Source organism: Pedobacter suwonensis (genome assembly GCF_007833675.1).
GTDB lineage: Bacteria > Bacteroidota > Bacteroidia > Sphingobacteriales > Sphingobacteriaceae > Pedobacter > Pedobacter suwonensis.
Window position 1 is genome coordinate 2,865,989 of record NZ_CP031708.1, and the last position, 21,287, is coordinate 2,887,275.

The 21,287-nt window shown below is 34.7% G+C and carries 19 protein-coding genes; 7 read left to right on the forward strand and 12 right to left on the reverse strand.

Annotated features, from left to right (window positions below):
- Positions 1-280: 280 nt before the first annotated feature.
- The 3 genes from DV942_RS11640 to DV942_RS11645 all read right to left on the reverse strand — a co-directional run bounded on the left by DV942_RS11640 (position 281) and on the right by DV942_RS11645 (position 2,249).
- Positions 281-661, reverse strand: a complete 381-nt coding sequence (locus DV942_RS11640; protein ID WP_145857661.1) for a RidA family protein — start codon at positions 659-661, stop codon at positions 281-283.
- A 10-nt stretch (positions 662-671) separates the two neighbouring features.
- Complete coding sequence (locus DV942_RS24075; protein WP_317039670.1) at positions 672-809, reverse strand: DUF6728 family protein; 138 nt, start codon at positions 807-809, stop codon at positions 672-674.
- Positions 810-905: 96 nt separating this feature from the next.
- Entirely contained in the window at positions 906-2,249 is a 1,344-nt protein-coding gene (locus DV942_RS11645; protein WP_134204285.1) for an OmpA family protein, read from the reverse strand.
- Positions 2,250-2,420: 171 nt separating this feature from the next.
- On the opposite strand from DV942_RS11645, the gene DV942_RS11650 reads away from it, so the two are divergent.
- Positions 2,421-3,710 carry an aminopeptidase P family protein gene (locus DV942_RS11650; RefSeq protein WP_145857663.1) on the forward strand — a complete coding sequence of 430 codons (1,290 nt, stop codon included), beginning with the start codon at positions 2,421-2,423 and terminating at the stop codon, positions 3,708-3,710.
- A 38-nt stretch (positions 3,711-3,748) separates the two neighbouring features.
- Here DV942_RS11650 and meaB read toward each other — a convergent pair whose 3' ends face one another.
- On the reverse strand, positions 3,749-4,648 hold the full coding sequence (gene meaB / locus DV942_RS11655; RefSeq protein ID WP_145857666.1) for a methylmalonyl Co-A mutase-associated GTPase MeaB: 900 nt from the start codon (positions 4,646-4,648) through the stop codon (positions 3,749-3,751).
- Between the two features lie 58 nt (positions 4,649-4,706).
- On the opposite strand from meaB, the gene DV942_RS11660 reads away from it, so the two are divergent.
- The 5 genes from DV942_RS11660 (at position 4,707) to DV942_RS11680 (ending at position 10,808) form a co-directional block, all read left to right on the forward strand.
- On the forward strand, positions 4,707-5,582 hold the full coding sequence (locus tag DV942_RS11660) for a glycosyltransferase family 2 protein (RefSeq protein ID WP_145857668.1): 876 nt from the start codon (positions 4,707-4,709) through the stop codon (positions 5,580-5,582).
- 47 nt (positions 5,583-5,629) lie between these two features.
- The gene (locus tag DV942_RS11665; RefSeq protein ID WP_145857670.1) at positions 5,630-6,700 is read left to right on the forward strand and encodes a glycosyltransferase family 4 protein; all 1,071 of its coding nucleotides are present in this window, start codon (positions 5,630-5,632) and stop codon (positions 6,698-6,700) included.
- A 169-nt stretch (positions 6,701-6,869) separates the two neighbouring features.
- Positions 6,870-8,690, forward strand: a complete 1,821-nt coding sequence (locus DV942_RS11670) for an ABC transporter ATP-binding protein (RefSeq protein WP_145857672.1) — start codon at positions 6,870-6,872, stop codon at positions 8,688-8,690.
- A gap of 7 nt (positions 8,691-8,697) precedes the next feature.
- On the forward strand, positions 8,698-9,861 hold the full coding sequence (locus DV942_RS11675; protein ID WP_145857674.1) for a glycosyltransferase: 1,164 nt from the start codon (positions 8,698-8,700) through the stop codon (positions 9,859-9,861).
- Positions 9,858-10,808, forward strand: coding sequence for a hypothetical protein (locus DV942_RS11680; RefSeq protein ID WP_145857676.1), 951 nt, complete (start codon positions 9,858-9,860; stop codon positions 10,806-10,808). Before DV942_RS11675 ends, DV942_RS11680 begins: the two co-directional genes overlap by 4 nt.
- Here DV942_RS11680 and DV942_RS11685 read toward each other — a convergent pair.
- The 7 genes from DV942_RS11685 to DV942_RS11715 all read right to left on the reverse strand — a co-directional run bounded on the left by DV942_RS11685 (position 10,798) and on the right by DV942_RS11715 (position 20,229).
- Complete coding sequence (locus DV942_RS11685; protein WP_145857678.1) at positions 10,798-11,952, reverse strand: glycosyltransferase; 1,155 nt, start codon at positions 11,950-11,952, stop codon at positions 10,798-10,800. The two genes, DV942_RS11680 and DV942_RS11685, sit on opposite strands and share 11 nt — an antisense overlap.
- Positions 11,953-12,144: 192 nt before the next feature.
- Positions 12,145-12,915, reverse strand: a complete 771-nt coding sequence (locus DV942_RS11690; protein WP_145857680.1) for a glycosyltransferase family 2 protein — start codon at positions 12,913-12,915, stop codon at positions 12,145-12,147.
- 42 nt (positions 12,916-12,957) lie between these two features.
- Entirely contained in the window at positions 12,958-13,656 is a 699-nt protein-coding gene (locus tag DV942_RS11695) for a hypothetical protein (protein WP_450091353.1), read from the reverse strand.
- A 272-nt stretch (positions 13,657-13,928) separates the two neighbouring features.
- Positions 13,929-15,017 (reverse strand): acyltransferase family protein, encoded by a 1,089-nt coding sequence (locus tag DV942_RS11700; protein ID WP_145857684.1) that lies wholly within the window; start codon positions 15,015-15,017, stop codon positions 13,929-13,931.
- Between the two features lie 581 nt (positions 15,018-15,598).
- On the reverse strand, positions 15,599-16,933 hold the full coding sequence (locus DV942_RS11705) for an IS5 family transposase (protein WP_222431107.1): 1,335 nt from the start codon (positions 16,931-16,933) through the stop codon (positions 15,599-15,601).
- A 418-nt stretch (positions 16,934-17,351) separates the two neighbouring features.
- On the reverse strand, positions 17,352-18,779 hold the full coding sequence (locus DV942_RS11710; protein ID WP_145857686.1) for an MAC/perforin domain-containing protein: 1,428 nt from the start codon (positions 18,777-18,779) through the stop codon (positions 17,352-17,354).
- A gap of 151 nt (positions 18,780-18,930) precedes the next feature.
- Entirely contained in the window at positions 18,931-20,229 is a 1,299-nt protein-coding gene (locus DV942_RS11715; RefSeq protein WP_145857688.1) for a S41 family peptidase, read from the reverse strand.
- Between the two features lie 176 nt (positions 20,230-20,405).
- Here DV942_RS11715 and DV942_RS11720 point away from each other — a divergent pair, with 176 nt between their 5' ends.
- Complete coding sequence (locus DV942_RS11720) at positions 20,406-20,636, forward strand: helix-turn-helix transcriptional regulator (protein ID WP_186462296.1); 231 nt, start codon at positions 20,406-20,408, stop codon at positions 20,634-20,636.
- A 67-nt stretch (positions 20,637-20,703) separates the two neighbouring features.
- Here DV942_RS11720 and DV942_RS11725 read toward each other — a convergent pair whose 3' ends face one another.
- Entirely contained in the window at positions 20,704-20,934 is a 231-nt protein-coding gene (locus tag DV942_RS11725) for a DUF4143 domain-containing protein (RefSeq protein ID WP_244950679.1), read from the reverse strand.
- Positions 20,935-21,287: the final 353 nt, after the last annotated feature.

Sequence of the window (21,287 nt, forward strand, 5' to 3'; positions counted from 1 at the left end):
AAAAACGCGGCTGCAAAAACAACATTTAAATTGATGTAGATTAAAATAATGAGGCAACATTAATTTGAATTTATTACATGTGTTAACGATTTTAGAAATTCAGATGATTTCGAAATCTTTCTCTCCTGAATAAACTAATGGCCAAATTAATATGGAAGCGAATTCTATAATAGATTTTTTTTGTGGTAGGAAATCCTTTATGGCAAAGGTATAGACATTGTTCCCCAGATGATTTAAAGAACAATGCCTGATATCAAATATATACTTTTTTTACTGTCAACTAGCCTATAACGGTAATTACCGAGATTTCCACATTCACATTTTTAGGTAATACTGAAACCTGAACTGTTTCGCGGGCAGGAAAATCAGAAGTAAAGTATTGGCCATAAACCTCATTAACCTGAGCAAAAGTACCCATATCACTTAAAAAAATAGTAGACTTTACCACATGATCAAAAGTTAAGCCAGCCTCAAGCAAAACAGCTTTAAGATTGCGCATTACCTGATGTGTTTCTTCTTCAATATTGCCAATATTCAACTCGCCACTTTCAGGATTAATGGCAACCTGACCTGATACGAATAAAAAGTTCCCGGCCTGTACAGCTTGGCTATATGGTCCAATTGGAGCTGGAGCATTAGTTGTTTTAATAATTTGTTTCATAAATTTAGAGTTATTTGGCAAGCCACTGAATAAGCTTGTAGATGATACCTGCAAGAAAAATTAAGATGGCCAATGCATTGATAAAATGCATAATCCTCAAATTAATATTATTTGGCCGGTTTGGATCTTTTTTTCTAAAGAAGTACATGTACAAACTTAGCTAAAAAGCTTTATACACGAAACTAAAAGGCATAAAAAAAGTCCCGACTTAAATCGGGACTTTCTTAAATTTTATATTGAAATACTAGTTTCTAGCAGTTTCAACACGACGGTTTTGGATACGACCTTCTTCAGTATCGTTAGAAGCAATTGGGTTAGCTTCACCATAACCTTTAGTAGCAACTTGACTAGCGTTAACGCCAGAGTTTACTAAGTATGTTTTAACAGAATTAGCTCTGTCTTTAGATAATTTCATGTTATATGCGGCAGTACCTTCGCTTGAAGCGTAACCGTTTACAGTTACTTTACCACCGTTTTCACGTAACACTGAAGATAATTTATCTAAAGTAGGGTAAGATTCAGTTTTTAAAACTGAAGAGTTGAAATCGAAACCGATTCTTTCGAAACCAGTCACGTTAGAAGCTACTGTATCTGTAGTTGCTTTTGGAAGAGGACAACCTGAACCATCAACAGCAGTACCAGCAGGAGTTCCTGGGCATTTATCGAATTGATCAGCAACACCGTCACCATCAGTATCTTTTTTCAAATCTTCAACAGATTTCTCAACAGCAGAAACACGGTTTTTCAATGCTTCAACTTCTTGACGTAAAGTTGGATCTTTTAACTCATCGTACATAGTAGCTAATGGGTTAGTCCACTCTAAACTTGGTTTAGCAGAAGAACCTAAAGAGAATTCTAAACCAGCATAACCGTAAGAGAATTTATCTTTAGTAGTACCTTTAGCATAAACTCCGTCTAAGTTATCAGCATCAACAAAGTTCATGGTATAACCTAAGTTAAAGTTAACACGCTCAGAAACTTTGAATTTAACACCAGCACCAACTGGAATATAGAAACCTTTTACATAATCTTTAGCATCATGTCTGTCATCAGCAGGACCTACAGCATTACCTTTCCAGTCAATTACCTGACCAGTACCAGTAGTGATTTTTGGTGCATAGGCTAACATACCAGCACCAGCTGTTACGAAGAAACCTACAGCATTTTCACGACGTAAGAAATCAATTGAACCTACGTTTACAACACCGCGTAAATCTACAGCATATTGTAATTGAGTTTCGAAATCTCTAACAGCTGGATTAGTGATACCTTCGTTGTTACCTGAAAGTTTACCACGTGTTCCGTTTAATTCTAAACCGAAAGAGTGACCTAATTGCTTACGGATGTTTAAACCGTAACCTAAATTAGCATCCCATTTGTTAAAATCGTTTGATCCACCGATAGCAACAACTGGCATTAAAACACCACCGTGTACACCGATAGACCAAGTTCTGTACTGGCCTCTACCACCAAATACTTTGACAGCAGAAGAGGTTGCAGGAGCATCCTGAGCGACAGCAAGAGAAGCAACTCCTGTTAATGCCACTAAAGAAAGCGCAACACTTTTCTTTAAAGTAGAATAGTTCATAATCTTTTTTCTTTTTTAAGGGTTAAACAATTTAATTGATTAATTTTTCAGTAATGGCAAAATTAATCAAAATTTTAAATTTTCAAACTTTTATACAAACTCCGTTCCAAACTTCAACAGTCATCAATCATTTTATTACATTTGGCCTTTGCCCACATAAAATACTTTCTCATGAAATACCCTACTATTGATCAGTCATTATTTATCTTAAATCGAAAAAATTTCTGCAACACCTTAAAAAACAATTCAATAGCGATATTCAACTCAAGTGATGAGTTTCCTAGAAGTGGTGATCAGAATTTCGTTTTTAAGCAAAATCCTGATTTATTTTATTTATCAGGGATTGATCAGGAACAAACAATTTTACTGTTATATCCCGATTGTCCTAATCCTTTGTACAGGGAAGTCCTGTTTTTAAGACAGACAAACGACTACATCAAGGTTTGGGAAGGATATAAGTATACCAAAGAACAGGCAAAAGCTGCCTCAGGCATCCAGTCTTTATATTGGCTGGAAGATTTTGACAACATCTTACACAGCATTGTTAATTATGCGGACAATATTTATTTAAATACCAATGAGAACGACAGGTATGCCCACGAGGTTCCTTATCGGGATATCCGTTTTATCGAAAAGATGAGGTCAAAATACCCATTGCATCATTATGAACGCTCGGCACCGATGATGCGAAATTTACGCGCAGTTAAATCTGATGTTGAGATTGAGCTGATTAAAAAGGCGTCAGCGATAACCCGTGATGCATTTATCAGGGTATTAAAGTTTACGAAACCTGGTGTTAAAGAATATGAAATTGAAGCGGAGATCATACACGAATTTATCCGCCAGGGTGGAACAGGACACGCCTATACACCCATAATTGCTTCCGGTCATAATGCCAACATCCTGCATTACAATGACAATAATCAGGTTTGTAAAGACGGGGACGTAATACTTTTCGATTTTGGAGCAGAATATGCCAATTATAATGCAGATATGAGTAGGGCCATTCCTGTTAACGGCAGGTTTACAAAAAGACAAAAGGATGTATATAATGCGGTATTGCATGTAATGAAAGAGTCGATCAAATTAATTGGCGAAGGAACAATATGGAATTCTTACCACGAACAGGTTGGTGAAATCATGACAGAACAATTGGTTAACCTTGGCTTAATCTCGTTGGAAGATGTAAAAAACCAAAACGCCAGCTATCCTGCCTATAAAAAATATTTTATGCATGGTAATTCACATCACCTGGGTATTGATGTGCATGACTTTGCAGGAAGATACACCCCTTTTACCAATGGCAACATCCTTACGGTTGAGCCAGGCATTTATATACCAGAAGAGGATTTAGGCATCCGTTTAGAAAACAATATTCTCATCACTGCAAACGGAAATATAGATTTAATGGCTGATATACCATTGGAAGCAGAAGAGATTGAAGATATTATGAACAGTTAGTCAGTTGCGGTTGGCAGTTAACAATTGGCATATTACAATTAATCATTATTACCAAACTCATCAGCAAAACGATAAATATTAAAATCATCTTGTTTTAAGGCTACCTGAACCTTTTCACGTAGCCTTTTCTTATCAATATGCTGCATTTTTTGATGTTGTATAAGTTTCCATGCTTTTTCCGCAAACAAAAAAGATTTTCGGCTTTCATCGAAAACTTCAGCATTGATGATCCATCTACACAATTCGTCTATACCTATATCTTTATCTGCAATGGTTTTTAGGATTGGAATAGCCTTTATCCCCTGATGAATGATTTTTTTCAGGTTATTGGCAAAAGTATCCGCACCTTCCCGATCAGCTTTATTGATTACGAAACAACCGGCAATTTCCATCAAACCCGATTTGATATGCTGAACTTCATCTCCTGATTCGGGTACCAATACAACGATGGTTTTATCTGCCAATCCGGCAATTTCTACTTCCGATTGTCCTACCCCAACAGTTTCAATAATAATCAGATCAAAATCAGCCGCTTTTAAAACATCAACCATTTCTATGGTTTTTGCCGAAATACCGCCCAAAGCGCCACGCGTGGCCAACGAACGGATAAAAACATTTGGATTGTTAAACTGACCAGCCATCCGGATGCGATCGCCCAACAAAGAACCAAAATTAAAGGGTGACGTCGGATCTACCGCCAATATGGCAATGCGTTTCCCTTCAGCAACAAACTGGTTCGTTACTGCATTTACCAGCGTACTTTTTCCTGCGCCTGGCGGCCCTGTAATACCTAAAACAGGAACATCTGTTTTATTATCTAAACTTCTTAAAATCGAATCGGCCGGTTCAATATCGTTTTCAACAAGCGTGAGGGCTCTTGCCAAAACCTTATAGTTTCCCGCCTTTACTTCGCTTAAAATGGATAGATGCGTATTCATCAATAAAACTATCTTTGTACAAATAAACAAAAATTATTAGCTACGAGGCGCCCCAATAATGAAAGTTACCGGTTTTACATTTTTAAGAAATGCTATTGCTAATGATTATCCTGCAAAAGAAGCGATACTTTCTGTGCTGCCATTGTGTGATGATTTTATTGTAGCGCTAGGAAATTCTACAGACGAGACTTCTGAAATGGTGAGAAGCATTGACCCTAAAATCAGAACAATCGATACCGTTTGGGACGAAAGTATACGTGAAGGCGGGCGTGTCTTTGCCGATGAAACCAATAAGGCTTTAGCTGAAATCAGCGCAGATACCGATTGGATGATTTATATCCAGGGCGATGAAGCTATACATGAAGATTACCTTCCATTGATCAAAAAAGAAATGGAAGCTGAACTGACCAACAGCCATGTGGAGGCCTTACTTTTAAAATATAAACACTTCTATGCTTCTTATGATTATCTGGCCCAATCCAGACGTTGGTACAGAAGAGAAGTTAGGATCATTAAAAACCTGCCTGGAGTACACTCATACCGGGACGCCCAGGGTTTTAGAATCAATAACAGAAAACTTAAGGTTAAACTGATCGATGCATACATTTACCATTACGGCTGGGTGAAACCGCCAAAAGGACTTCAAGGCAAAGTCCGGAATTTTAATCAGTTTTACCAAACAGATAAGTGGATTGAAGAAAACTATCCGGTGCAGGAAACTTACGATATGCACAATGCCGATCGTTTGGTTCATTTCAAAGGCAGCCATCCAAAAGTAATGCAGGCCAGAATCGCAGCCGCAAACTGGAAATTCGACAAAGATCTAACAAAGGAAAAGCCTAAAATGAATTTCCGCAGAAGAATTTTACAGAAAATTGAGGATATGACCGGATTGCGCTTATTCGAATACCGCAACTACAAAATCGTGAAATAAGCATCAAATTAAATCTGCTTATATTTGCATCATCAAATTAATTATCAATGAAAAAGCCCAATGTTTTAGTAACCTTTGATTCGATGAAAGATGCCAATTGTGGTTATTTTTCATTTGGAAAGGGATTGGGCGATGCATTGATCAAAGAAAACAAGGGTAAATTTAAGCTTAAGTTTTATCTTTTTAAACACACTCAATATCTCTTTAATTGCCTGGTTGACATTGTTTATCTATCCAGGTTAGACCGGTTGTTCTTTAAGAAAAAAAATGACTTCGATGTTGTTCATCTCTCCGATCAAACCTGCAGATTAAGACCTCGCAAGGTTAATGCAAAAAAGATAATGACGGTGCATGATATGAACAAAGTTCATTTGAAGTTTAGCAAACCACACAGAATCAAGGTATATTTAAAAAAACTGGGTAAACTTATCTCACAGTGCGATAAAGTGGTATGTATTTCGCAGTTTGTTGCAAATGATGTTATTCAGTACTTTCCTGAAGCGAAAGAAAAAGTTAGTGTGATTTACAATGGTGCAGATAAATTGATTCCGGATGAAAAACATCGCCCGGATTTTACACCTCCGAAACCTTTTTTATTTACCATCGGATTATTATCGGTACAGAAGGGATTCCATTTGCTGCCGGCTTTATTAAAAGGGAACAACTTTCATCTTGTCATTTCAGGCAAAGAAACTCCACACAAACAAACGATTTTAGCAGAAGCAGAAAAATATGATTGTTTAGAGCGGGTGCATATTACGGGACCAATTTCAGATGAAGATAAAACGTGGTATTACCAAAATTGCGATGCTTTTTTATTTCCTTCTATTGCTGAAGGCTTCGGCTTACCTATAATTGAGGCTATGCATTTTGGGAAACCTGTATTTCTATCCAAATTTACTTCACTTCCTGAAGTTGGCGGCGATGTAGCCTATTATTTTGACAATTTCGAACCAGAACACATGCAGGAGGTATTCAGAAGTGGAATGATGGATTTCAATCAAAATAACCGGGCTCAGGAAGCTGTAGCCCAGGCTGAAAAATTTTCATGGGAAATAGCAGCCAATCAATATTTGCATTTGTATCAGGAATGCATGCTAAACAGCGATTCGAATTAATTTCCTTAAAGCCCCCCTGTTTCTATCCATTCTTACTCAAAGAACTGTAATTTTATTTGCCAATTATCATCATCATAATGATGTACACTAAAAACCGTACATTTGCTTGAATTTTATTATTTTTTTAGGGTTTGGTTTCTGGCCTAAATTCCGTTTTACACATTATTTAATGAAAACTTATTTTCGTTTATTATCATTTGCGAAGCCTATTGAAAAGTTTGCGATACCTTATGTTATTGCTACATTATTCGCTATAATTTTTAACACTTTTTTATTCACATTGCTCGGTCCACTGATGCAAGCCTTATTTCTTGGTAAGGCGGTTACGGCCATTAAATCTGATAAAGTTACAGGCTCATTAAATTTTCTCGGTAGGTTTAATGATTATATGGATGCCATAATTGCACACGATAAGATACATGCATTGCAAATTATCTGCATTGTTATTATAGCAACCGTATTCTTATCTAATTTATTCCGCTATTTCTCTCAGCGTTTTATGGAAGATTTGCGTGTGCATACCTTATTAAATCTAAGAAAAACAGTTTTTAATAATGTAATGAATTTACATGTAGGCTACTTTAATAATGAACGCAAAGGTGATATCATTTCAAAGGTTGCTTCCGATGTTCAAGTGGTTCAGTTTACAGTAACGAATACCCTGCAAGTTGTTTTTAAAGAACCATTACAGCTAATGTTTTTCATAGGGGTTTTAATTTCAATTTCATTAAAATTAACCTTATTTTCATTATTAGTTATTCCAGTATCTGGCTTTATAATTAGCAAAATAGTAAAAAGATTAAAGCAGCAGGCGACGCAATCGCATGAATCGTTTGCTAAGATGATTGGATTTTTAGATGAATCACTCAGTGGGATTAAGATTATCAAAGCTTTTAATTCTACAGGAAGAATGAAGCAAAAGTTTGATGATGAAAACAAGTTTTATTCTCACTTGAACAGAAAAATGGCAAGAAGGCAACAACTTGCTTCACCCGTTTCCCAAACATTGGGAGTTTTGGTGGTCGTATTTATTTTATTATACGGAGGTACCCTAATTTTAAGCGGTAAGGGAGATTTGGATGCCGCAGATTTTGTAGTGTATTTAGCTACATTCTCTCAGGTAATGCAGCCTATTAAAGCTTTAACTGACTCGTTTAGCGGAATACACTCCGGGATTTCGGCAGGAGAACGTGTTTTAGATCTAATTGACACCAAACCATTACTAGTTAATCGCTCCGATGCTAGAGTATTAGATAGCTTTAACGGTGCAATAAACCTTCAAAATGTATCATTTAGTTATGGCGAAAAACAAATTCTTAATTCCATAACATTCGACATTAAAAAAGGGCAAACAGTAGCTCTTGTAGGCCCATCCGGCGGAGGAAAAAGTACTTTGATGGATTTACTGCCACGTTTTCATGATCCAAAATCAGGGAGTATCAAAATTGATGGTTATGACTATAAGGACCTTACTGTTGAAAGCATCCGATCACAAATGGGCATCGTAAACCAGGAATCGTTTTTGTTTAACGATAGCATTTTTAATAATATCGCTTTTGCCAAACCCGATGCTACAGAAGAAGAAGTAATTGCAGCTGCAAAAATTGCCAATGCACACGATTTTATATTGAATACAGAAAATGGCTATCAAACCAGCGTTGGTGATAGAGGCAATAAACTATCGGGCGGACAAAAACAGCGGGTGTGCATTGCCAGGGCAGTTCTAGCTAACCCTCCAATTATGCTTTTGGATGAGGCTACTTCAGCATTGGATACAGAATCTGAAAAATTGGTGCAGGATGCTTTAAATAATTTAATGAAAAACCGTACCTCAATTGTAATAGCGCACCGCTTAAGTACCATACAACATGCTGATGAGATTGTGGTGATTGATAAAGGTGAGGTTGTAGAAAGTGGAAGCCACATGGAATTGATGAATAAAAATGGTTTATATAGGCGGTTAATCGATATGCAAGCCTTTAACGATTGAAGATCGGATGAAGAAAGTATTATTTTTTATGCCCGATAATCCGTTAAAAAAAAATGCGGGAAACAGAACCAGGGCTTTAAGCATGTTAAGCTATTTTAAATCAAGAAATTTTGAAATTGATTTTGTAAGCGAATATTACACCGGTCGCTGGGATGAAACGGATATTAAAGCCTTTGAGCAATCGGGCTTAGCCGACAATACTTATGTAATAAAAAAAAAGCCTTCTAAAAAAAATATCCTTTATTACCTGCTTTTTTACAAACTCCCAAATTTCTTCTATCAAAATAAGGCCTGGTTTTTTCCTCTCCAGTTTCCCGAGTTAGTTACCCTAAGATTTAAGCGGGCCTTTAATAAAGTCCTAAAAAAAAACAATTACGACTATATCTTCATCAACTATGCCAGTTGGGCTACATTGATGGCGCATAACCAGCACACTAAAAAAGCGACAAAAGTAATTGATACCCATGATTTTATAACAGCTCAGTTTCAAAGAAAGGTTAATATTGGTCAATCTTTTAAAGAAGAGATCAGAAGGATTTCGTTATTTGATATTGCACTGGCTATTTCTGTTGAAGAGCAGTACATTTTTAGCCAGTTCTGTAAAAACAAAGTTGCTTTAGCACCAATGATGCTGGATAGGCCATCAACCATCCATTCAGTTGATAAAAAAACATTTGATCTGATTTATGTGGCCAGCGATAACATACACAATCAAAAAGCTGCCAATTGGTTTTTTAAAGAGGTATATCCATTGTTGCCCACCGATGTGCAAATATGTGTTATTGGTCAGATTAACGAGCACCTTTCGATAAAGGCATCCAATATTACATCGGTACACTTTGTTGAAGAACTATCAGGCTACTACCTTAATGCTAAAGTAGCGCTATGCCCCATGTTAACAGGAACAGGAACTAAGATAAAGGTTGTAGAAGCGCTATCTTACGGCATGCCTGTAGTTTGCAATACAAGAGGAATTGATGGTTTGATTGACAAAACCAATAATGGCTGCCTAGTAAGTGACGATCCGGTTGAGTTTAGAAATTGCATTGTGCAACTGTTAACTGATGAATCGGCATACCAAAAACAATCAGAAAACGCATTAACCACCTTTAATCTTAATTATGAAAAGGAAAGTTGCTATAAAAAATTAGATAAAATATTCTTGAAATGACATTATTTTTTACAGTTGTCACCACAAATTATCTACCCTTTGCGGTATCATTATTAGATTCTGCTAAACTTTTTCATCCGGAATTTGAGTTTTGCATATGTCTTGCGGATTATTTAACCAACGAAGAGATTGCATCAAACGATCTCATGCAGAAATACCCAATCGTCCAACTTCATGAAATAGGCTTCGAGGAATTTGACTTCATTATCCAAAATTATAATCCAATGCAGTTAGCTAATTGCTCAAAAGTATTGTTTGCAAAACATTTCCTGGATCAAGAACATATCAATCAGGTTATATTTTGCGATTCAGATACTTATTTTTTTGGAAAATTACCATCAAGTACAATTAATAACGGAGATATTCTCATTACACCTCACTTTACACATCCCCCAGATATTGACATGAAGCGCCAAGAACTGGAAGTATTAAATGCGGGACTATACAATGGAGGCTTTTTTAAATTGAAAAAATCAGCAGAAACCGATTCATATATATCGTGGTTGAGAGAAAGATCAGTCAAAGAATGTATCTACGATTTCAAAAGAGGCTTTTACGGTGAACAATTATGGTTGAATCTTGTTCCACTATACTTTAAAAACGTATTTATAGAAAATAATCAGGGAATGAATATTGCTTATTGGAATTTACACGAACGAGAAATTTCAGAAGTAAATGGCACTTTCTTGATCAACAATGTTACTCCACTTAGCTTTTTCCACTATAGTGGTTGGGACTACTTCGCACCCGAAGAAATTTCTAAATGGGCTTTATTTACATCAGAAATGCGGCCAGACCTAAAACCCTTACTAATCAAGTACCATGCAGTGCTACAAGCCAACCAATACGAACACTATGTCAACAAGCCCAACTATTACACCAGTAAAAATAATTTAAATAAAAAATCGTTTTTTAATACTTTAAAGCTAAAGTTTTTTAATAGATAAATATAATTTTGAGAGTGAATATAGAAAAAACATTAAATAATTTTTTTAAAAGCTGTTCAAATTTTGGCAACTGCTCATTTTTATTAAACCTTATAGCTTCATCTCTTAACTTTTCTTTATTAATGAAACTATGCTCATGAATCCTATCCATTCCATCTAGCACTTCCGCAAGTGTATTATTATATGCAACAAAGCCCATTTCGTGCTTTACAAAGTCGGCAGCAACACCAACATTAAAAGCTACAATTGGAATTTGAAGATAGGCGGCCTCCAACATTACTAACGAAAAAGTTTCTTCTCTGGATAACAATAAAAAGCCATTAGCTATAGCCATATAATTATAATAATTTTCAGCTTCGGCACCGATGCAGATTAGTTTACCAGGATGCTTTTCATCCGCGATGTGTTTTACATAATAAGTCAGCCCATTTTCAATGACGCTACCTAGCCATAATATCTTAATATTTTGCTCGCTGAATCGATCTAATATAGGCAATACTAAATCAAATCCTTTCATATATTTTGTTCCACCCGAAACAACCCATACAAAATCGGTTGGTAAAATGCCGTGTAATTTTTTTAGACTATTAACTACTTTTAGGTCAACTTTTATTGTATCTGTATCTATAAAACTATATTGCTTTTCCACAAAATGATGTATTGGTAATAATGCATTACAAACAACATCAGAACAACCAATGCAAACATCTGAATAAGCAATAGCTTTTTCGAGTGTAGTACGTTTTATCTCGCTAAAAGCATATAATAGTTCATGAACATAGGTAAAGAACTTAATATTCTTAGGTTTATCAATTTCAAATATTTCAGGAAAAGCAACTGTATTTACAAACCATACGTTTGCTTTACTTTTTTGTTGAATAATATTTAGTTGATGTTGTATTGGATTTACACCAAAAAATTTGATGAGCTTTCTGTAAAAGCGAAGCCATTTGTTGGGATTGTATTTGTATAAAATATGCTTTTCGATGTGAGAAGGTAAAGAGTCAAGCATCTCACCTTTGCTTTTGCAAAAAAGTGTAATTGAATATTGATTAGGATCTAAATCTTTTAATAGATACCATAGTACCATCTCTGACCCAGTCCTACCTAAATTTTGAGTAATAAATAATATACTTTTTTTCATTAAAAATGGATAAAATTACCTTTATAATTACAAAACCAAAAAAAGAATTAATCTTCAAATATTAATAGGCAATTAGAAGCTTGTATACAGCATTGGGAAAGAAGAACATTAAAAATGCAGGCACTACTGGTTCAGTTTACTCGTGACCTTTATATTGAATTATTATATTTAAATATGAACGATGCAACAGAACTATTTATTAAATATTGATTTGAAAAATTTTCTTATTTTTAAAAAGTTTTTTATCCTTTTCATTTCTGAAGAGAGTTTTTCAAGTTCTACATAGTCATCTACCAAAAAATTGAATTCATTTCTTAATACCTCATACCTTTCTGCGTTAATTTTCTTAAAATTTTCTTCTCGGGAGCTTATTCCATCATAGCTATAAGCCGTAATTACCTTATTTACATGCATATAACTTGCGCTATATTTGGCTAATGCCAAAAGAAAAAATTTCCAGTCTGATACAATTTTTAATTTTTCGTCATATAGCCCAACTTTGTTAAATAATTCGCGCTTAATAAAAGTACTAGGATGGGGAATTGTATAATTATAAAAATCTCTAAAAGTTAATTTATCAGGTGAGTTCCAAATCCATTGTTTTTCTGAATCATAAAGATACAGGTTTCCATAAATTAAATCTTCCATCCTGTTTTCGCTCATTATTTCAGTCAAGATATTAGCATCAATAAGGCTGTCTCCACTATTAATAAAAAGAAGGTAATCGCCAGTCGATTTATTTATGCCCTTATTCATCGCATTATAAATACCTCCATCTTTCTCACTTACGAAATAATTTATCTTTTCAGAATATTGTTTAATAACTTCAACGCTTCCATCATCAGATCCACCATCAATAACCAAATATTCAATATCATTGTGGGTTTGATTAATAACAGATTCAATAGTTTTTTCTAAACCGTCTACATTGTTATAATTAATTGTTATAATAGATACCTTCAATTTTTAAAAGAATAAATGGAATAATAAGGGATATAAATTTTACTAATTAGAGAACTTAATTTCCAATTTCCTAGAGAATACTTTAAATCGAATAATTTGCTTAATATTAAGAGGAAACCAGTAAGAAAAAGAATAATCATAATTTAGATTGTCTGTACCAGACTGTCCTTTTAATCTAGGCTTATATTTAAAGGGTAGATATGAATATTTACCTTCCATGATAGAAAACAATACAGCTCTGTTTAGCGCATGTTCTAAATAATAGCCTTGGCTATCATTAATCAAATCCAAAGTTGAGAACAAGAAATCTGTAAAAAAGGCCTTATCAGCGATAAATATCCTGGAGTCAGAATATTTTAATTGACAAGGCAAGTCTACCATAACATTACACCTATACTTTTCATAAGTTCTTAATATCGGGTTAATGTTCAAAGCTTTATATCGGCCTGTTATCTTACAAACACTATTATTTCTTTCTATAAATTTTGAATGTTTAAAAGCGTGCTTTAGAATTAGCATTTCTCCATGCCCTTTTCCTAAACATTTATCGAAATTATTTCCAAAGAAACTAAAAATCTCCAATCTTGCTCTATGAGCTGAGTTTTGAAATGCTGCGGATATATCAATTCCTGAATTTTCTACAAATACAATAAGATTCTTCGTTTTCTCAAGATAAAAATTAATTGTTTCAATATATTGCAGTCTTCTCGTTTCAGGATTTTGCAATTTTGTAAAAGTCATTCCTTCGGGATTTATGCACCCTGTAAGTAAAATAACTGACTGTATAATTGTGGTGCTAATTTCGCCCATCGTTAGAGTAACTCTTATTTGAATTTTGCGCCCTTTATAACATCATATACAAATTTATGATTTTGTATCCGCAAATTATGGCAAATGTACCAACTTACTTAAAATATTATCTTACATTATTCATTCAAATGACTACTTTTTATTTCAGTATAGTAAAAAGCGGGTAAGTATTAAACTACAATATGGAAAAGAACTGTATCAGATTACTGTCCAACGGACCATTTTAATCTTGTTCTCAAAATTAAAGAAGTGAGGATAAAACTCAAAGAATAGGCAATTAAAAATCGAATCAAGAGGATTCCGGTATTTGTCCAGATCGAGAAATGTTCGTAATCCAATTTGAGAGGTTGAAATATTAATGGCAAAAATCTACTGATTAATAAATAATGGATTAAATAAATACCAAACGTTGTTTTCCTTGGTTGAAGTTTCTCCTGTAGAATTTTTATGTTCCCTATTTTGAGGAGAATTGCAAAAATAACGAAAGAGTAAAAAATATTTGTAACGCGCAATGTATTATATGCATCTTTCGAGCCAAGGTTCAATAGTTTAAATGACTCAGCAATAGCCAGCCCGAATGAAATAGCCCCTAAAAATAAAATTTTATACCACGGAATTTTATTTAAAAATACAATAACCTCATCATAATATTTATTTAAATAAACACCTAGCCATAAATAAAAAATAAATCCAAATAAGGCAGCAGAATGTAACGTTATAAACCAACCGTAATACAGATTAATACTATATACAACTGAAATACATCCTAGAATAACCCCAAACCAAATCTTATATAAGAATTTCTTAAATATTAATAGAATTGTAATACAAATTAGAAAATTTAATATAAACCAATAAGTCGTGTAAAATAGTGCATGATTCAACAGCTCCAAAAGATACTGAAAAAAATGAGTAACAATCATCCCGTCCCCACCCTTACGGTAAGCGACATAACGATCTATAATGGTAAGAACCATAAATATAAAAACCCAAAACATCCAAGGCTTTATTGTATTTTTAAACCTATTTTTTAGATATTGTAATGAATTATATTCCTGAAACTTATAATTTATTAAAAAGCCCCCTATTAAAAAAAAAGCAATCGTACTAAATTTGAAGAGTTGAATAAATGATGCTCCAATAAACGTGTCGAAGTTATTTGCATAAATATCATTTCCAATGATAGGACTATGTTCAAGTACTATTCCCATCATGGATATGCACCTTATAGTATCAACAAAATCAAAATTCTTTTTTAAAGGCGCAGTTTCCTTAGTTAGTTCAGTATTCATTAATTGGTTATATAAACGAACAAATATCCTTTAAAAAAAAGAGTTCCGAATAAATTCGGAACTCTTTTAACATTTATGTACGAAAAATATTACAGACTAACATTTTCTAATCAGCATTCCGAAATCCATAAAACTTAATACCATTCTGAATCTGTACCTCTAAAAGTTTGTTTCTTATTAGCTTCATTCACCATAGTCATAAGCGTTTGCACCATAATAAACGTTATATCCTCCTTTTGTATCTGTTGATGCGACAATTTTAGTAGGATAATCCTTATAAAATTTATCGATATCGATGATAGACACTTTCGAAGCAGTGGTTCTCTCAAATGATTCGCCTGTTACGTCAAAACCATGTCCTAATAGATCCCATTTCCATCTTCAGCAATGGCTAAATTTTTATGATTAACTGTAAGTCCTTTTTCTTCTGTAAGTTCATTTTTATTGCAACTACTAAGTGCCGCTGTAATCACGCACAGCATACAATAGCCCCTAATTTGTAATTGTTTTTCATCAGTATTTATCTGTTATTTTTAACAAAACTATTGACAAGAAAGATTAATTAGTCGTTCCTTAAAAAGTCATTGAACAAAGATTGTATCATATTTTGGTTGTTTCATGAATGTTTTTACGAGCTGAACAAAGCTTAAAAAAAGCGCCCAAAGATGATCTTTCCAGATATTCATCATCCTTTTGAAGTTCATCGCGGCGGCAGCTAACATTACATTGATGTTATCGCCTTTTATTCCTTTGTAAAAATTGCGGCTTAAGCGATGGTCTGTTTTCAGATGCCCGATCTTAGGTTCGATGGCCGCTCTTTTGGTAAAGCCTGCCTTTAGTTTGGTCTTTCGGTAGTTCGTTAGTTTACTGCTGAAAGTTTTTGGGGTATGGATAGTAGTTCCGAGCACCTCTTTTCTCCCTCGGTAACCCCGGTCTACAAAGACCTCTTTAAGCGTATGACCGGTTAACCTTTGCTGTTGTTCCAGAGCTGCATCCAGTGTATGTCCGTCGTAGTCATTCCCCTGGATATTGATTGCACCGATGATCACACCGCTGTTCTGGGTGACTGTGATGGATACTTTACTGCCAAACTCGTATTTTTTATGCTCTTTGCCTTTGCTGATGCATACTACATCCGGCTCATGCAGGCTATACACCTTGTTTTTGTCCTGCCGTTTTTGGAGGAGTACACGCTCAAACAGCTCCAGGTCGGTTTTGTAGTTTTCTGCCGGTAATTCCCTTTGTAGTTCCCGTACCAGTCTGCCCGCTATTGTTTTTACTTTTTTGTCTGCTTTCCGCGCTTTGGCTCCGTTCTTAGGATGGTTGCGGAAACGCTGTTCAACACTCAGCTTCTTTAAAGTGCGGGTATAACGCTGACGAAGCACGAGTCCTGCTTTGTCAGCTATCCCGATACATTTTTTGATGATCTTCCGGTGCAGTTTGCTATCGGTAGGATAAGTAATGTTCTTCTCCTGTACAGTAGTGTCTATGCTGGCCTTATCTTCCTTGCCACCTTTTCCATTGATACGGATACTTTCCCTGAAGATCAGTTCCACACCTTCGGCACCGATACGGTTACGAAAGTGAACAAGCTCTGATGCCTCACAAGGGGCTTTTGCCGCAAATACCCGCTCTCCGCTGAAATATTGGTAATAAGCATTCTCTGCCCACTGTTCTACAACACTTTCGTCGCTCAGGTTGCGGATGTGCTTGAGCATCAACAGCGCTACCATCAGGCGGATCGGCTTGGCCGGGCGGCCAAAATTCTCCTTGTAATACTTCTTAAAACTGTCCTCGAACAATTGCCAGTTAACATACTCCGCTAAAATGTACAAGGGATGTTTGTTCGACAATTGTTCCTTTAAACCCGGCTGTAAAAAACTTAGTTGTGTTGTGTTTTTTGGTTGTTTAAGCATAAATATCTGCAAGCTTTTGATATAAATATAACCAAAACCCGCAATTTATAATACTGAAATTTATCAACAAATTATTGACAATCAAATATTTAAATTGTTTTTAAGGGGCGACTAATTATGATAAGATTAGGTTATCGATATGATAATTAATAATAAATTTTAATAGAATTAAACAAATAAATTGACAAAATACGACACACAAAATATCTTGATTTAACACTAAAAAAATTTAAGTTAATTGCGGAAAATAAAAGCTTGTTAAACATCCGAATGGATCTTATGAAGAAACGATCTATTGTTGGTCGCATTTCGTTTAAGAAAGAATAAAAGTGATGATGAAAAAAGGGTCTCAAATAATTCTTGAGACCCTCTTTCATTAATGTAAATATTTCGTCGTTAAATTCTTTTTTAACACTAGTTAATTTGGAAATGCATAAAACGGTTGCCCATTGTAAGACCAGCCTGGGAATGATGCATTTCTATTAGTGGTATAAAGGTGTCCACCCGATGCGCTATAAAATTCATAAACGGGTACTGTACCTGTGGTTGGAGTCTTATATACATAGCAAAGTATGCCGTCATAATTATACCCGCCAAATCCTGGATATCTGTTTGTTGTCAATACACGATTATCAATACTCGGATTATAGAATTGATATAAAGGAACCGATCCAGCATATTGCGTGGCGTAAACCTTAAAAGGTTCTGCATTGTGATGATAATTACCCCAATACTGCTCCATATTTGGGCCTAGATGATAAGCATGTCTATTAGTTACTGAATTATAATACTCGTAAAAGGTGGTAGGCAATAATGAAGCTTGGTTAACTGTGAGATACTGTATGATGTAATTCTTTACTGCTAAAGCTTTTGCCTGATCTGGAATAAAATCGTAGATAGGCAATAAGCCATTGCTTGGAATATCTATCAATACCGAATTTTCCAATGTACAGCTATTTTGCCAAGCTGAAATGTTGATCGTTGGAGTGGGGTTCGGATTAGAGGCGTTCCCGATAACGATATCGCCTATTAAGCTTCTAGTTGGATCTCCACCACTAGTTACGTAATGTAATTTTTGGGCAGAATTTTCTAAGGTATAGTTAGTATCATAAGTATACCCTGTATTTAGATTGAAAATCTTTTTTACATGGATATCTACTCCGGCCGAACTTGCTGTAATTCTATCAGACTTTGAAGTCTCTGATTGATAGATAACATCCAATTTTCCTCCTAGTATAATATCAGCTAAGATATGGGTACCATACCTATTCACAATAGCTTCTGGCGTTTGGTTTTGAACAAAAGAAATGAACTCTGGCTCTAAGTAAGACAGAAGTACATCCCTTTGTGCATTCAATTTAACCCTCTTTTGCTGAATCAATAAATTATAGCTACTGTAAATGTTTTTAGATGAAAAACTATCTGTATAATTGTAACTTCCAGTTATAGTGGTTCTGAACAATGACATCCCCAAAAAGTCAGCACCAAAAGTGCTACTAAAATGTGTAGTTAATTTATTCAAATAGGAAACGGCATCGCTACCAGCTTCTAATTTTCCGTCTGTTCTAGTTGAAAGATCCCATATTACTCTTGTGGATTGGTCAGCCTGTAACTTATCAACGTTAATGACTGGAAGAGTAGCTGCACTGGCATTTGCAAATTCTCCCAGTACATTATACCCATAACCCAACAAATCATTTTTTCCATCTCTCCCAAAACCTGCAAGTGCATTGTGGTTATTTGTTAGTCCCTTCTCTTCTCCCAGTTTACTTTTCTTGCAACTGCTAAATGCCGCTGTTATTATGCACAGCATACAAATAGCCTTTAATTTGTAATTTTTTTTCATGTAAGTATTTGTTATTTTTTTCAAAACTACCGACAAGAAAAATCAATTATGATAAGGCTAGATTATCATATTGCCAATTAAATTTTCTAGATAAGATTAAATAGTATGGTGCATAAAAATGCGATTACATATCATCCGATTTAAAAATACATCAATATCTCAACTTCAGCCTATTTTCAATCATTCCAATAGAATCCATACTATTAACTAATATAGGGGCTGCATTTGATCTCTGCTTTAAAATACTACCGCTTTTTTCGGGTTGAATTTGAATCTTTCCATCAATCAAAGCGAGTGTAGCCTTTAAACATGGCTCTTCTGGATCACCTAATATCGGATTGCTAGGCATAATAATACTGAGATTAGGTTTCATTCCATTAAAGTAATCAGACCATGATCGGGCATTTTTAATGAGGAAGCTACTTAAGTAAACACTATATTGATCAATGTTAACCGCAAAGAAACCAACTGGTTTTCCATATGTCTTTTCGCCAATTAACTTCACGTTGAAATAAGGTTTAAGACAACTGATCAGTAATTCGCTGGCAGATGCCGTTCGTCCAGATACGACCACATAAATATCCTGAATACTTTCCAAGCTGCCTTTTTTATTAAATTTGTAGGTATTACCAACTTCGGTATAATCAACATCAGCCAACGTAGCCATCCGTCCATTGTACATCACAGTTTTCCCTTTTTCATCTAAATAAGGTTGATGTCTTAGAATCGTTGCTTTGCCATTTTGAAGAGTAGGATTAAATTCTTCTGAAAACATTGTTCTGCGGTTTAATAAACTTGGCGCAATTAAATTAGCAACATATTCTGCAGTTTCTACATAACCACCACCATTTGAGCGCAAATCTAAAATCAGATATTTCGGCTTATCTATAGCCGCTTCATCAAAAATCTGATCAAGTTTTGACTTAATGTTATTGAGTTGGGGAAAAGAACCCAAAGCTATATATGCAATAACCTTGTCTTCAGAACGGATTATACGATTAGCTAAAATAGCTGCATCATTTACGATTCCCGCACGAGCACTACTACCATTTCTACCTAGTTGAAGATACGAGTATTTAGGTACATTACTATAGTTTGAAATTTCAAATGGCTTGCCTGTTGCCTGGTTAACTTTAAATTGGGAAATATCAAAAAGTTCATTTCTAAATGCACTGATTTCAGATTGGGAATTGGCATATCTTTCTCTTGGCCTAAAAGTACTGTAATCGGGCAGCACATCATTCCATAAATAAATCTGTTTAGCATATAAAAAAACAGAATCGAGTGTGAACTGAGTCCTTGTTCCAGTAGTTGGCGATACAATCTCATCTTCATTATTATCACTTTGCCGCTCCTTTTTGCAAGAAGAATAAGCTGAAACCATTATTAAATAAATAACCAATTTCATTAATATCCCAGAAAGCGTATGTCTATTATTATAAGTTTTCAATTTTATAAGCAAAGATTTAAATAAATTAAAACCATTTACAAGAAACGTTATTTTTTTCCCATAAATTAAATCTACAGCAAATAAACATATTTAATTTATTAATTTTGACAATCACGTATTATCACGATGTATTTATTAACCCACAATAATTACATCAAACAAAATACAGGCTATCAGTGCTACTTAAGATGTTGGATATAGGGATTACTTTAAGAAAATATAGAAATAAATATAAGTTTACTCAACAATGTGCAGCTAATGTAATTGGAATAAGCAGGGTTGCTTACCGAAAATGGGAAAATAATGAAGTCGATTTTTCGCTTTCACAACTTGGTAAAATAGCCGAACTTTACGAAATTTCCATTCAGGATATTATTATAGAATCAGGATTTAGGAGGCTAAAGTAGTTTCCCAAAAGCAGAAAGCGCACCAATATTTTTGATATCGTATTTATTTTACTTTACGGTCAGCGAGCTACAACCGAATCGCTTCTATTGAATCATCTTTGGTAATCCGTTTACAAACACAAGCCAAATTGAAGTCAGAATATGCTTCTAAAAATTTCTTATACTTATTAGGCTTAAACTGTACATCGTTATATTTTACTTCATAGGCCAATCCTTTGTTGAGCTGTTCTTCTACCACAAAATCTACTTCATTACCATCATCCGTGCGCCAGAAATGCAGATGATCGGCATCATACAATTGCCTTAACCTGCAATAAACATAATTTTCCAGTAATTCACCTTTATCAGACTTATCGTTTCACGTAGAAAAGTTGTTCAGCAATGCATTACAAAGACCATTATTGTGATCTCTTGCTGCTGTTCTGCCGATTGCTTAACAAGTGTAGTCTTCCCTATCTGCCTTGACCTTATAATAATGGTATGCTAAGACTTCGTTAAATGATTTTTCAACGATTTTAAAGCCGCTGATCTCTCATATCGATAATTTTAAGATAACAACTAAAAATTATCCGATATTTTTAAGGTAAGAAATTTGTTAGCATAAAAAAAGTGGCCTTTTGAGGCCACTTTAAATCATATGTTTTAAACTAC

What these genes read in the sequence shown, in the direction of transcription:
- DV942_RS11685 (WP_145857678.1), bottom strand. Translation starts at nt 11,952, where the DNA reads ATGAAAAAAAGTATATTATTTATTACTCAAAATTTAGGTAGGACTGGG.
- DV942_RS11700 (WP_145857684.1), bottom strand. Translation starts at nt 15,017, where the DNA reads ATGAATACTGAACTAACTAAGGAAACTGCGCCTTTAAAAAAGAATTTT.
- DV942_RS11705 (WP_222431107.1), bottom strand. Translation starts at nt 16,933, where the DNA reads ATGCTTAAACAACCAAAAAACACAACACAACTAAGTTTTTTACAGCCG.
- DV942_RS11695 (WP_450091353.1), bottom strand. Translation starts at nt 13,656, where the DNA reads ATGACTTTTACAAAATTGCAAAATCCTGAAACGAGAAGACTGCAATAT.
- DV942_RS11675 (WP_145857674.1), top strand. Translation starts at nt 8,698, where the DNA reads ATGAAGAAAGTATTATTTTTTATGCCCGATAATCCGTTAAAAAAAAAT.
- DV942_RS11670 (WP_145857672.1), top strand. Translation starts at nt 6,870, where the DNA reads ATGAAAACTTATTTTCGTTTATTATCATTTGCGAAGCCTATTGAAAAG.
- DV942_RS11660 (WP_145857668.1), top strand. Translation starts at nt 4,707, where the DNA reads ATGAAAGTTACCGGTTTTACATTTTTAAGAAATGCTATTGCTAATGAT.
- meaB (WP_145857666.1), bottom strand. Translation starts at nt 4,648, where the DNA reads ATGAATACGCATCTATCCATTTTAAGCGAAGTAAAGGCGGGAAACTAT.
- DV942_RS11640 (WP_145857661.1), bottom strand. Translation starts at nt 661, where the DNA reads ATGAAACAAATTATTAAAACAACTAATGCTCCAGCTCCAATTGGACCA.
- DV942_RS11710 (WP_145857686.1), bottom strand. Translation starts at nt 18,779, where the DNA reads ATGAAAAAAAATTACAAATTAAAGGCTATTTGTATGCTGTGCATAATA.
- DV942_RS11650 (WP_145857663.1), top strand. Translation starts at nt 2,421, where the DNA reads ATGAAATACCCTACTATTGATCAGTCATTATTTATCTTAAATCGAAAA.
- DV942_RS11680 (WP_145857676.1), top strand. Translation starts at nt 9,858, where the DNA reads ATGACATTATTTTTTACAGTTGTCACCACAAATTATCTACCCTTTGCG.
- DV942_RS24075 (WP_317039670.1), bottom strand. Translation starts at nt 809, where the DNA reads ATGTACTTCTTTAGAAAAAAAGATCCAAACCGGCCAAATAATATTAAT.
- DV942_RS11665 (WP_145857670.1), top strand. Translation starts at nt 5,630, where the DNA reads ATGAAAAAGCCCAATGTTTTAGTAACCTTTGATTCGATGAAAGATGCC.
- DV942_RS11645 (WP_134204285.1), bottom strand. Translation starts at nt 2,249, where the DNA reads ATGAACTATTCTACTTTAAAGAAAAGTGTTGCGCTTTCTTTAGTGGCA.